The organism is Sphingobacterium sp. UME9, assembly GCF_014170215.1.
Lineage (GTDB): Bacteria > Bacteroidota > Bacteroidia > Sphingobacteriales > Sphingobacteriaceae > Sphingobacterium > Sphingobacterium paramultivorum.
In genome coordinates this window covers 1,136,860-1,149,609 of the sequence record NZ_LZZP01000013.1, presented here as the reverse complement: position 1 = coordinate 1,149,609, position 12,750 = coordinate 1,136,860, and the positions used below count along the sequence as shown (strand labels likewise).

Here is a 12,750-nt window from a genome sequence, read left to right as displayed (position 1 = left end):
CATTCTGACAGAACATCGCGTTCTGCTATTTCCTTAGCATCAGGATACCGGCATAAAAAAAGGCGCCTTTATAGAAGAAGACGCCCAACAACAGTTTTTACTTTAAAATTTTTTTTCTTTTTTTAGAATCCACATCGTCCTCCAAAACGACGCTTCCATTCTTCCCGCAAACGCTCCCTTTCCTCATCGGAAAGATCTTCTCCTTTTTCCATCTGACGCGGAAAACCTTTTCGAAATCTCCCCCCTCCAGGTTTACCAAAACCCCTACCGAATAGAATTCTTGACAAAACAAAGAGTCCCAATGCCTGCCAATAGGTAATTGTTTTTAAATTGAAAATATCAACCATTAATGTATTCCATAAATATTGTAGTAAGGCTACCAACAAAAAAACACCAATGATAATAGCGACAAACATAAAAGCGAATTTACCCTTCCGCTGTCTATTCATTCTTCCATTCATAGCTTAATCCTTTTAAAATTTTAATTCTTCATACAAACTTCGCAACCGTACCCGCAGGTGCTTCACGGCATACCCTTTTCGACTGATAATCGTCTTTAGGTTCTCATTTTCCATAATGGCAATTTCTTGAAGTGTTTTCTCTTCCAGCTCATTCAGCACAAAAACCCGACGTTGCTTCTCCGGCAATTCCTCCAATGCTTTCATCAGCTCATCCCAAAAAATATCCTTAAATAATTTTAGCTCGGGATTATTGGAGTCGTCGGCCAAAAGGAACTGACGAATAGGAAAAGTGCTTTCACTATCATCATCACCTGCTATCATATCGTCAAGCGATTCATTTTTCTTTTTCCGATAACTATCGGTAATCTTATTCCGTGTGACAGCATAGAGCCATGCTCCCGCATTCTCCAGTTCGTCCATATTGGTCAAACGGCTAAATTGATACCAGACCTCCTGTAAGATATCTTCTGCATCCTCCGTTTTCTTTACTTTTCCCTTAACAAAACGTAGCAGTTGACTTCCATAAGTCTTAACGATATCCGTAAATGATCTGGAATTTTTTTCTGCCATATGATTTTGGTATGCAATGTCCATAGCAGCATAGACGAACTAGTCGAACTTTTACTTTAAATTATTTTCATGGATCTACTTTCTTACTGACTTCCACCGCATGAACAACATGACACATTCATTTTCGTCTTCTTTCGTATACGCTTTGTTCGCATAAATATACTAGATAATCAGCTAATAGGCTATGCTTTCTATACACTTTATGCAACATAAAAAAGTAGTTCCATGGTTTAAGACTTCCGGCGCTGCTGAATGACCTTACCTTTATCGGTAATAAAAATATAATGGTATGCTGGAAAACGCTGAATCAATTTTTTTCCTTCTTTCTCGCCCAGTACCATGATTGAGGTACTGAGTGCATTTGCGATTTCCGCTGAGGGTCCATAAATCGTCACTGAAGTTAATCCTGTAGCTGGATAACCTGTCACCGGATTTATAATATGTGAATACCGTTTTCCATTGATCTCCGCATATTTCTCATAGCTGCCCGAAGTTGCTACGGCCATTTCATTCAAACGAAGAACTTTGACCATTCGATGGGGTTTGAACGGATTGTTTACGCCCACTTTCCATGCATCGTTCTGGGGTGGACTTCCCCAAGCCGACAGATCACCAGAAGCATTCACTATACCTGCTTCAATCCCTTTTGCTTTCATTATTTCCCTGCCCCTATCTGCTGCATACCCCTTCCCAATAGAACCGAAACCGATCTTCATACCCGGTAACTCCAGAAAAATTGTCGAAGCCGCACTATCGAGGCGAATGTGTTGATAACCAACTTTCTCGATAGACCTCTTAATCACTTCTTCCGAGGGCATCGTGGTCATGCTGCCATCTAATAGCCAAACTTTATCTAAGGCAACAATACTGATATCAAAAGCACCACCTGAATTTTGAGCATATTGGATTGCACGTTGTGTTAGTTCAAACACTTCTCTATCCACCTTAACTGGCTTAATCCCTGCATTGCGGTTCACCGTTGCTATTTGGGTTTGCGGACGCCATTCTGAAATCAGGTTTTCTATTCGATCTATTTCGGAGATGACTTCATCGATATGCTGATTTGTAATCGAGCTATCCCGATCTACCAGGCTAATTTCGAAAACAGAGCCCATAAGGGTAACCTGCCGCTTTACCAAGACCTGCGCAATCCCCGAAGTAATGGATACCAAGCAGAGTATTAAAAGCAGCCCACATTGTTTATTGTTCTTCATGAGATTGATCTGAAAAAGGGATTAAAAAGTCGATGCGTACCAAAAGCAGTCTTATCGATGGGATATGCTATTGCGCCACCAATTTACTAATAACAATCGGTTAAGATCTGTCCATTTTCTTTGTAGACTGCAATAGTTTTGCCGACATGTTGCAAAAGTAGCTCATTTAAAGTATATTCAACATCATGCTGCATACGCAACGCACCACAAAGCAATATATAACCTCCTTTATCAAGCAATTCGACAAAATATAGCGCATCCCGACGAATCAAATCCATGACATATTGTGCATTTTCCTCGCGTGAAAAAGCCAGTTCAAGCTGTTTTAGATGTCTCAGCTTTATCTGCTCATCAGCAAAATCTATATAGTGTGCTGTCATTTCATTTCGATGGCGAAAACCAGCATACAGACGCACAGGAGTCATACTTTCATTCGCTGAAATCATGCCTAGAAAAGGTGCTACCCCTGTACCATTCGCAATTAAAGCAACTGCATTTGCGGCTTTCGGAAAATGAAAACTTGGATTAACCATGACTCGTGCCTGCAGGGTTTGATTCGGTTCCAATCGATACAGGAAGCTTGAACCGAATCCATTAGGAAACAATTTCACCACAAGCTGAACCATACCGTCTTTGTAACCTATCGAATAAAAACGTTCACGTTGATCTTGCGCGGGATAGATTGCCAATAAATCGCCCGATTGCATTTTAATTTTACCTGAAGGTTTCAGTACTAAAGTAAAGGTAGTATTACTAGCTGAAACTGTAGACTTCGCAATCACCTTAAATTTCGTCAATCCGACGACTTTAGCATTATAAATAGCCGGTGCAGAAGCTAATGCAATATTGGTCTGAGCAGACCACTGATGTATCCATGAAATAAGCTCATCAACATTCTTATCATTGACTGTATGTAAATCTGTTAGTCGAGAAGCCCATGCTTGTTTTTCTAATAAATGATCAATTTCGCGCGCATAGGCACAAAAGTCGGGATAGGCTTTTGAACCAAAGCCCAGAACCGAAAATTGTACGTCTTGTTCTTGTGGATGGCTGTTGAGCTTATGTTCAAATTGAAGTGCATTGGATGGTGCAGTTCCTAGCCCGTATGTTGAGGTAAACACAAGCAAGTGTTTTGCCCTTGGAAAGCATTGATATTGATTCATTCCGAGCAGCAACGATTTTTGCCCATCCGCTAAGAGCTGTTTATGGATCTGATTGGCGAAAAACAGCGTGCTTCCATTTTCCGTTCCGAAAAGAATAACAATCTCTGCTTCTTCAGGTTTATATTTATTCTTGATTTTAGTACGCGTGCGCTTGAATGTGATTACAAAGCCCGTGTAAATAAAGAACACAATATTCAAAGATGCGAGCCCCAATATAATGGCCCATATGATATTGGTTTTGCCCGTATGGAGGTCCAAAGAAAACTGTTCGGCCAATGCAGTATAGGGATACTTTACTTCTTTATGCAAGCTTCCATTCAACTGATTTATGGTCAATTCCCGATCGCGAAGCTTCAATATAAAAAACTCGTCAGGATCGTCTTCCATAAACGGAAACTCCAATGTCTTCAAATCGACCAGTTTTGTATTTTGGAATATTGAAAATTTTGCCACCTCCAATTGAATATCTTCCTTCATCTTATTGGGATATTCAATTGTTTGGTTCGGCTTTTTTAAGATTTCAATACGCACCAGAAATAAATAGGTACCTGTTAAGGCCAATATCAAAATTGGTATCAAAAATAGACGTCCTGAAACAACATGAAAATACTGTGCGAAAAAGTCCCGGTTGATTTTAGCAAAGAAATGTCGAACGCCCTGTTGACGCTTGACAATCAGAATAATTCCTGAAATAGTAATAAGAAACAACAGAAATGAAACCACACCAATAATCACCCGACCGGTCACTTTAAGAAAGAGTGAGCGGTGTAAAGCAGTAACCCATTGAACAAATTGGGACTTATTCAATTGGGGACCAAGCAGACGCCCCGTATTCGGATCGATATAACCTTTCACAGTGTTGCCATCTGCGTCTATGGCATCAATGCTCACGAATTGATTGTGATCTACCGAGATCGCTATGATTTCAGGATAAACCTTGCGCAAGGCTGTTACTGACTGCGCAAGATTTAACGTTTCAATATGTTCAACCCGATAAGGCGGAATTTTTTCGTTGACGGCGTCAATGGCCAATATTACGCCAGTTATCGATAATAAAAGTAAAAAGATAGAAGAAACAATAGCTAAGGCTAAATGTGCATACCTCCAAATAGATACCAGCATTTTTACCCCTTTTCTTATTGTACTTTATTTAACTTAACAAGTTTGATATATCCCTTGCCATTAGCTTTTTCAGTGATAGCTTCCTTTGTCAAAGGAATTTCAACATCAGCAGTATGGTATTTTTGTTCCTCTACCGCAGATTCAAAACGGAGTTTATACCCTTTGTTAAACTTCGTTTCATCAATATCCAATGTCCGCATGGCACGGTCACCGCCACCAACTGACGCACCCGTCACCGCATTTAGCTTTTCTTTGGTTTTATTTTGGAACTTGTACCATTCCTTGATCGTATTATACCATTGTTTATCAGATCCCAATACGGCGAGTGTTTTTTCGTAAGCTCCACTAGGATTAATCAGTGAAATCACCACGTAGGCTTTCTCACCTTCGTAGGCATTCATTTGGATCATACACTTATATTTAGCTGCCTGTGCGAAAGAGCTTAGGGCCGCCATCGAAAATAAAAGGGTCGCTATCGTTGTTTTAACTATGTTATTCATCTTCAATTGTATCTAATTTTATTTCAAAAAATCAAGCTGCACATTGGATTTAGACAAGAAATCGTTTTCTTTCGCCAAATCATAAGCCGTTTCATCGAATTCTGTTTTCAATTCCTTTTTTGCACCAAGGGAAACCAATGTTTTTAGCAAGGAATCGTCTTTTGCTATGAGAGCTGCCTTATGTAGTGCCGTCGTTCCCTCTTTATCCTGTGCGTTAATATCTGCTCCAAGTTCGCTGGCTTTCTGAATAAGCTTCACATTCTCTTTCGCTACTGCCAAATGATACAATGTGCTACCATTTTTTTGTGGAGCAACAACGTCCAATCCATTCGTCTTAAGGATCGCTAATTTTTCTTTAAACTCATCTCCTTGCGAAGCATTTCCCTGTCCACCGGGTCTGCCGCCCTGAGGCAATTCCTTGTAAGAATTAAACCAGTAAAAGGCCAAGTTATTACCTTCCTTATCCAATAGCTTGATATCGGCTCCATCTTTAATCAACAATGCCACTATTTCGGGAGCCCCATTCGCTACAGCCTTGGTCAATGCAGATTCGCCTTTTTCATTTACTGCATTTACGTTCTTCGCTTTAGTAAGCAGCAGCTCGACCAATTTAGCATCCTTACCGCTAGCAGCCACCATAAGCGCTGTATTTCCTTCGTTGTCAGCTTTTGCGACATCTACACCTTTATCCAAAAAATAATTGATCACGGCCATATCTGGTCTACGAACTAAAGCATGCAGCACTGTCGCTCCTTCTTTATTTACAGCCTTGGGATCCAATTTGAACTTTTCAACCAAATAGGTATAAACCGACAAACCATTCGATGCTTGTCTAGAACCCTGAGTCGCAAAAAATAACGCATTATTGGTTGGTTTTACGCCACGGGCGATGAATTTCTCCATGAGCTCGGTATTTCCAAGTTTAGCCGCATAATCCGTCACTGTGCGGCCCGACTCGTCTTTATCTTGAATAGATAATCCTTTTTTAATGAAATAATCTGTCAATGCAAGGTCCTTGTCTGCAGACGCTGCAAGCATCATTAATGTAGCACCACCTTCATATTTTTGCTTGGGATTCACACCCGCTTTAAACAAAGCATCATATACTGCAGTATTTGTATTTCCTGTCGAAGCTGCATAAGCAATAATTGGGTAACCATGGCTATCTTGGTAATTGACATCCGATCCTTTTGCAATTAAAAACTCGACAAGCTCCGCATTTCCACTTGACGCTGCCCAGTGTAAATAACTACGGCTGTGATGCGTCTTCTTCGTTACGCTATTCCCTTCTTGTTCGATCATAAACTTGACAACATCCGTCGGAGCGCCATTTAATATCGCCATTGTGACTGGATCAAAGGATGCCGCATTAGGCTGAGAAGGGCTATTTCCTTTGCTGATTTCTTCTTTAACAATTGTCAAAGTAGGTTTACCTTTCCAAAACTCGCCGTTCATTAACGAGTTTGTTTGCGCCTGTGCATAAGTTGCAGCGAATAATAAAGCTGCTAAAAGTGTCTTTTTCATCCTTTTATTTGTCTTTTGAAGTTGATGAAGTAACATGGCCTATTCATTCCCTACTCAATTATTCGACAAATTGAGCTACAGTCATACGATAACTTGGGTCGAAATACATCGTGCTGGTTTCATCAGAATATAAGTGTAAATGCGTATATTTTAAGAACATGGAAGCTTTTCGAATTCGATTTTGTACAACAATTTCTGCATACAGAGAAGCCCATGTTTAAAATAGAATAACTACTTTATTTAAATTAATTCTAAATTAATGCAAATCTAAAAAATATTCCCAAACCACAAAAATTAATCGTGCTAATTTTTATTGATCAACTGCCCTTAAAGCCTTTCGGTCTCATCCGAACAAAATCGGAAAGAAGATTGTTAAACTTGCAAATGCACTAAAATTATCTTAGTTTACTTAAAATAAAAAGGTATAATGAGCAAGGTAGCATCCAATTTTTATACAATCAGCGCGACGACTGAAAATGAACATAAAATTTTCTATCGTTTGTATGTACCTGACAACAATCAGATAGTGGCGACAATACTCCTGGTACATGGCATGCAGGAGCATAGTGGTCGGTATGAAGAATTGGCCAATTATCTGACTACAAAGAATTTTGCGGTTCTAACCTACGATCAACTGGGCCATGGAAAGACAGCTCTAGATGCCGATCAATTGGGGTATTTTAAACCGCATAGGGCTAAGGAGCAACTCATTAATGATGCAATTACAATGAGTAATTTCTTACGAGAAACCTACCCACAACTGCCTCAATTTATTTTAGGGCATTCCATGGGATCTTTTGTTACACGTTGCGTGTTACAGAAAAAAGGAATACAATTTAAGGGAGCCATTATCGTGGGTTCAGGCCAACGTCAAAAAGGTTCCACAGCTTTTCGCCTTTTACTCACTCTTCTCAATAGTATTGCCCCAAAAAGAAGAAGTAAATTGATCAACCGTATTTTTGACAAGCGCAACAATGCTCGATTTAAGAACGAGCCCAACCAAAATAACAGCAATTGGTTAAGCGTAAGCAAGACAAACCGTAATTCATTTTTGGAAGATCCCCTCTGTGGGGGTTTGTTTACCAACAATGGATTTCATACCGTGTTAGACCTTTCCTTGCAAGCGACAGATATCGAAGCTACCAAGAATATCCCAAAAAATCTTCCAATTGTATTTATCAGCGGACAGGATGATCCAATTGGAGATTTTGGAATGGGCGTTGAAAAGAGCGTAGCGCAGTTAAGTGCACAGGGGCAGACCGATATAACCATTAAATTATATGCAGGCATGCGGCATGAAATTTTAAATGAAGACTGCAAAATGGAGGTATTCCAGTTCATCAGTACCTGGCTTCATCGCCATTTAGTTTAGTTTCCGGCTGTAATATTTCCGAATAGGCTCATCTAAATATTTAAAAACCAATAAAGCTACAAAAATCAACGACAGCATTCCAATTATAATAATCACAGCCATTTGCTTATTCGATGGGTGATGGAGCTCCACATAGCTCATAAAAATCCAGATAAATGGATAATGAATGATATAGAGCGGATAGGAAATATCACCTAAGAACTTGCATAACTTCTTGCCCCCTCCAAAAACAGGTAGTCCTCCTATCCCCAGCATGAGCAATAAAGGAAAATAAAATATAACGACAATAGGATCGATGTACTTACCATAAACATCAGAAAACGGAATGAAAAATACGACAGCAAGCAGACCAAGAACACTGAAAAAAGGAAGCTTGTTCGAAATAGTCCAGTTCGACCTAAAAATAAGTAGTCCCATTGAAAATGAAAACCATAAACGGATTCCCCCAGCCCAAAAGTTATCTGCCCCAAAACCTACAGCTAAATAGCCGGAACGAAATGATTCAGCACATAGCGCTGCCGCACCGAGGAGCACTATTCCCCAAAGAACCTTTTTTGGAATGCGTACCAGTATCAAAGCATAGGCTATATTGGCGATATACTCCCAAAATAGCGACCATGTAGGTGGGTTTAAATGAAAAAGATTAAAATATCGCTCTGGTACAGCTGGGTATGGAATCAACGTTATCCCACTGATGAACATCCCTATCTTCTGTAAGACGGAAAATGAGCTGGCCAAATTACTGAATGGGTCGTACATAAATGCCAATAAACCAATTAATGTACCGATTATAACCAATGGATGCAATCTTAACAAACGCAAGAGGAAGAATCGTTTTAGACCAATTGTGACCAGCTTCTGATCATAAGCATAGGCAATTACAAAACCCGATAAACAAAAGAAGAAATCAACGGCTAAATAGCTATGTGGAATAAAACTATTGCGATAATCCGGTTGTGCAATTTCCATAAAGTGAAACAGTACGACTGCAATTGCGGCCACCCCACGCATGGCGTCAAGAAGTTCAAAATGTTTCTTCGTTTGATGTATCATATTTTTTATGGACAGCGAAAATCCAGATCCACAAAAGTAGACCATCCGCTGCTAGCTATTGAAAATTCTATTTAAAATTAAACGTTGGGGCCCGTTGCACTGCAACACTACTGGTTGCCCCTTCAATTTTGGGCCAGTCCTTATCCCAGATAATCTGATCCAAAAATAGCATCCGACGATTTCCCCCCGTCGCAACACGAGGCCGCTTTGGGTCCATACCATGATAGAGTATCCAATCTTTTCCCTTATCGTCTGTAATAATGCGCGAAGTATGACCAGTCCCCACAAATTGATCATTTCCCTTTAACAACAACGTTCCACTCCCCCGCTGTGTAAGATTACGCCCCTCTTGATCGATATAAGGTCCCTTCAGCTTGCGAGAGCGACCCACAAGAACATGATAACTGCTTTTTTCTCCTTCACAACAGGAGCCTTTGGATCCGATAAAGTAGTAATATCCTTTCCGTTTATGGATCACAACAGCTTCAAAATCCCCAGCAGCAACTTTAAATTTTTTATTTAAATCGGGTACCGCAGTCCCATTTTCATCGAGTTCAACACCATATGTTCCCTGCGTATTCGCATCACTAAAACTACCCCAGAACAGATAATTCTGCCCATTTTCTGTAAAAAAATAAGGGTCTATTGAATTAGGTACATCGATCTCCTTGCTATCAAAAAGTTTACCTTGATCGATAAAGGGGCCTTCCGGTCTATCTGCTAGGGCTACACCAATACCGGGGTTGGGGTCTCCCCATGTTGAATAAGCATAATATAAGATATACTTACCATTTAACCGCACCACATCTGGTGCCCAGATTCCCCCCTCGGCTTTCCAGCTCGGTTTTGAGCTGAAGGCCGTTCCAATCCAGGTCCAATGAGCAAGATCAGCCGATTGTAGAATAGACACCAAACGCTGTCCCTTTCCATCGCCCCAATTGTCGGCTGTCCCGTACGCATAGAACATTTTGCTCTGAGGATCTCTAACGACTGTAGGATCAGCAAGTATAGGCTCAAAAACCGGATTGCTGTAGGTCTTATGTTGAGCCGTAGCATTTGTTATTTGACCAGACTGCTTAACTGAACCTGGAGAGCTTCCGCAGGAGCTCAACAAGTTCAGTACGACAACTCCGCCGATCCAATATCTGAACAACATTGCATTCAACATCTTATTATTTTTTTATATTATTTTCTTCATCACAGGAAAAGCTATTTTGCTTTTCCCAATTTCTCTTCCAACATTTTGATAAAATAGCCCCCAACAACGGATCTTGCTTTAAATCCAGCTCTCTTAGGACGGTCTGTATACGTCCAATCCGACATGGGAACACGATCTGTTGTTTCGTTCATAAAATGGTAGACTGGCTTTAAAAATGCCTCAAAGGTAGGCTTGTCATTTGCCATGGTCGCCGTCCAAATAATCCAATCGGTTTTGGTATAAGGCTGACGATTGTCCAGGGGAAGTCCGTATTTATTTTGTTTGCCGAGATAGTATTTAATTTCAGTTTCACGAATAGAGGGATCAAAAATATCCATCTTAAGCAATTTATCCCAGACCATATTATACTTTTGGCTCCAGGTTCCGGTTTTATCAAAAGTCAACTTATAGTGATCCCCATCTTCAGCCATCTCTTTCCATTTCATAGCCATTGCTTTTGCTTCGGTCAGATACTTTTTCGCCGTAGCCTCTTCACCAAGCATTTGGGCTAGATAACCGTAAGATGCAATACCTAAAATAGCTTTAATTGATAAATTGGCATTATGCGCAAAATGGCCCGCGAAATCATCTGTGCACAACTGATTTTCAGGGTCAAGACCTTTATCTACTAAATAATCTACCCATGTAGACAACACTTTCCAATGTTTTTTGGCATAAGCTGCATTTCCTTCGACCTTCGCTAAAGCATAAGTTAATATCAACATATTTCCCGATTCTTCGACAGGCATATCTCCACCGTAAGTTTGGCCATTCGCCAAAGGATAGGTCCCAACATCATGCGCAGCAAAAGGTTTTGTCCACTTATTGCTTTCACTATAATAAAAAATGGCGTTCATTAGTGCTTTTGCCAGTTCCGGATTATAGTAAAGGAAAATCGGAGCCGAAGGATAGGTTACATCAACAGTTCCTATCGACCCATTGCTATCATTTTCTTTAGACAGTAAAAGTAGATCGCCATTGGGTGCTTTTACAAGTTTATGAGCGGCGATTGCCTGTCTATAGGCCAAGGCACACAATGCAGCATAGTCCTCACCTCCGTTGCGCAAAGCTGTACCCCATAATTCGGCATCAAATTTATCAGCAGCCTTTTTGAGAGCAGTATACTCTTTGTCGGCCAGTTCAAATTGTTTCTCAATGGAACTATTTCCATTGGTATTCCAATAAGGTCGTAAATTTTGTCCAAAATATTGGATGGAGTACAGGTCATCATACCCCAACAAGATCTTATCCTGGTAGCTTGATGAGACATCAAAAGTTTGCATCAGCGCCAATTGTTGTCCTCCATTTGAAGAAGAGCTATTTTCACTCTTCAGAAAATTAGACCGTAATTGATGGCTACTTCCGACCGCGGACTTTGTCTTTGATTTTGCACCAGCCATATAGAAATACCCCCAATCTATCCGTAGGTCGTCACCTTTCCTTCCTAGAACCTGCTGGCTTTTGCTTCCTGTCTTTACAAACTGGAGATTTCCTGAAACAAAGGAACTGCTTACAGCATCTTGAAGTGGAGAATTCAGTGCCCAATTTGGTGCTGCCTCCAAATAAAGTTGTACCTGGTGTTTCTTGCCATCCTTCGCATCGACCGTATAGGAAAGATAATTTACGGGTCTAGCCATTAAGTCCAATTTATCCAGAAACATGGGCGCAGTAAATGTAATATTTAAATCGACCGGCCCGCAGTTAAACGAATAATGTGTTTGTGTTGCCTGCACATTGGAAGTGATCTGCTTCGCTTCATTGTCGAATTGAATACTACCTTCTTTTTCTGTAAAGAGTCCAAAATCAAAATATCCATTCGCTACCCTATTATAGCAATAACCCGCGAGTATATTTTTTCCTTTCTTCAATGTCTTTACGACATGATCGGGCAGCTTGACCCGACTATTTTTACCTGTCGAATTGCCTGTATTAACAACCTCAATCCCGTTGACGTACAAAATAGCGTCATCGTCATGTGTAAATTCGATATATACGGATTTGCCCGTAAGATCCTCACTCAGTTCAACTTCCCTTCTAACCCAAATTTTAGGTTCCTGCCAATCAGTCTCCACATTGGGTTCTTTATCCTTGGTACCGAATGGCGCTGTCCCCGTCTTCCATTGCTGTGCATCAAATGAAGGTTTCATCCAGTCCGAGGCGGGTTCATTGACAACATAACTTCCGGTCCAAGCCGCATGTTCACCCATCCGTGCCAACGGCAAGAGTTCAGCTTCTTCTTTACCTAAGAAGCGATAGGATTTCCCATCCACTTTAAGGACGCCCAATAAGGGGAAGGATTTTCCGGTCCAATGGCGTACAACATCCGCATTCAATTCGTTGCTATAGGACCAGGCACTTGTATTGGGGTCAATTGTTACTAAAGGATAGGCAGGCGCGCGAAGATCATTCTTAAGGACTTGTTTTTGTGCAAACGACGATACCGATTGACATACAATAGCCGTTGCAATTAGTAATTTTAATTTCATTGATTTCGTATAAAATAGGTTTAGGTTGACAGATATACTTTCAGCGATAAATTTAGGCCGCAACCCGAGTTGCGGCCATATCGCTAT

The 12,750-nt window shown here is 40.6% G+C and carries 10 protein-coding genes; 1 reads left to right on the top strand and 9 read right to left on the bottom strand.

All coding sequences use genetic code 11. The features are described from left to right. Nucleotides 1-122 precede the first annotated feature (122 nt). The 6 genes from A9970_RS23815 to A9970_RS23790 form a co-directional block, all read right to left on the bottom strand. Nucleotides 123-461 (bottom strand): hypothetical protein, encoded by a 339-nt coding sequence (locus A9970_RS23815; protein ID WP_075993453.1) that lies wholly within the window; start codon nt 459-461, stop codon nt 123-125. A 12-nt stretch (nt 462-473) separates the two neighbouring features. Next, nucleotides 474-1,031 carry an RNA polymerase sigma factor gene (locus tag A9970_RS23810; RefSeq protein ID WP_201669230.1) on the bottom strand — a complete coding sequence of 186 codons (558 nt, stop codon included), beginning with the start codon at nt 1,029-1,031 and terminating at the stop codon, nt 474-476. Between the two features lie 230 nt (nt 1,032-1,261). After that, nucleotides 1,262-2,245, bottom strand: a complete 984-nt coding sequence (locus A9970_RS23805) for an FAD:protein FMN transferase (RefSeq protein ID WP_220801687.1) — start codon at nt 2,243-2,245, stop codon at nt 1,262-1,264. Between the two features lie 86 nt (nt 2,246-2,331). Beyond that, nucleotides 2,332-4,530 (bottom strand): PepSY domain-containing protein, encoded by a 2,199-nt coding sequence (locus tag A9970_RS23800; RefSeq protein WP_182983989.1) that lies wholly within the window; start codon nt 4,528-4,530, stop codon nt 2,332-2,334. A gap of 14 nt (nt 4,531-4,544) precedes the next feature. Then, nucleotides 4,545-5,030 (bottom strand): DUF2271 domain-containing protein, encoded by a 486-nt coding sequence (locus A9970_RS23795; RefSeq protein WP_075993457.1) that lies wholly within the window; start codon nt 5,028-5,030, stop codon nt 4,545-4,547. Nucleotides 5,031-5,048: 18 nt separating this feature from the next. Beyond that, entirely contained in the window at nt 5,049-6,554 is a 1,506-nt protein-coding gene (locus A9970_RS23790; RefSeq protein WP_153845803.1) for an ankyrin repeat domain-containing protein, read from the bottom strand. Between the two features lie 427 nt (nt 6,555-6,981). On the opposite strand from A9970_RS23790, the gene A9970_RS23785 reads away from it, so the two are divergent. Further along, a complete protein-coding gene (locus tag A9970_RS23785; RefSeq protein ID WP_182983988.1) occupies nt 6,982-7,926 on the top strand; it encodes an alpha/beta fold hydrolase in 945 nt (314 codons plus the stop codon). Here A9970_RS23785 and A9970_RS23780 read toward each other — a convergent pair. The 3 genes from A9970_RS23780 to A9970_RS23770 all read right to left on the bottom strand — a co-directional run bounded on the left by A9970_RS23780 (nt 7,918) and on the right by A9970_RS23770 (nt 12,663). Next, a complete protein-coding gene (locus tag A9970_RS23780; protein ID WP_182983987.1) occupies nt 7,918-8,979 on the bottom strand; it encodes an acyltransferase in 1,062 nt (353 codons plus the stop codon). The genes A9970_RS23785 and A9970_RS23780 overlap by 9 nt on opposite strands. 67 nt (nt 8,980-9,046) lie before the next feature. Beyond that, the gene (locus tag A9970_RS23775) at nt 9,047-10,147 is read right to left on the bottom strand and encodes a family 43 glycosylhydrolase (RefSeq protein ID WP_259655466.1); all 1,101 of its coding nucleotides are present in this window, start codon (nt 10,145-10,147) and stop codon (nt 9,047-9,049) included. 41 nt (nt 10,148-10,188) lie between these two features. Beyond that, nucleotides 10,189-12,663 (bottom strand): glutaminase family protein, encoded by a 2,475-nt coding sequence (locus A9970_RS23770; RefSeq protein ID WP_182983986.1) that lies wholly within the window; start codon nt 12,661-12,663, stop codon nt 10,189-10,191. Between the last annotated feature and the right edge of the window lie 87 nt (nt 12,664-12,750).

Bases quoted from the DNA above. Each gene is read 5' to 3' on its own strand.
- A9970_RS23815 (WP_075993453.1), bottom strand. From the start codon at position 461: ATGAATGGAAGAATGAATAGACAGCGGAAGGGTAAATTCGCTTTTATG.
- A9970_RS23810 (WP_201669230.1), bottom strand. From the start codon at position 1,031: ATGGCAGAAAAAAATTCCAGATCATTTACGGATATCGTTAAGACTTAT.
- A9970_RS23805 (WP_220801687.1), bottom strand. From the start codon at position 2,245: ATGAAGAACAATAAACAATGTGGGCTGCTTTTAATACTCTGCTTGGTA.
- A9970_RS23800 (WP_182983989.1), bottom strand. From the start codon at position 4,530: ATGCTGGTATCTATTTGGAGGTATGCACATTTAGCCTTAGCTATTGTT.
- A9970_RS23795 (WP_075993457.1), bottom strand. From the start codon at position 5,030: ATGAATAACATAGTTAAAACAACGATAGCGACCCTTTTATTTTCGATG.
- A9970_RS23790 (WP_153845803.1), bottom strand. From the start codon at position 6,554: ATGAAAAAGACACTTTTAGCAGCTTTATTATTCGCTGCAACTTATGCA.
- A9970_RS23785 (WP_182983988.1), top strand. From the start codon at position 6,982: ATGAGCAAGGTAGCATCCAATTTTTATACAATCAGCGCGACGACTGAA.
- A9970_RS23780 (WP_182983987.1), bottom strand. From the start codon at position 8,979: ATGATACATCAAACGAAGAAACATTTTGAACTTCTTGACGCCATGCGT.
- A9970_RS23775 (WP_259655466.1), bottom strand. From the start codon at position 10,147: ATGTTGAATGCAATGTTGTTCAGATATTGGATCGGCGGAGTTGTCGTA.
- A9970_RS23770 (WP_182983986.1), bottom strand. From the start codon at position 12,663: ATGAAATTAAAATTACTAATTGCAACGGCTATTGTATGTCAATCGGTA.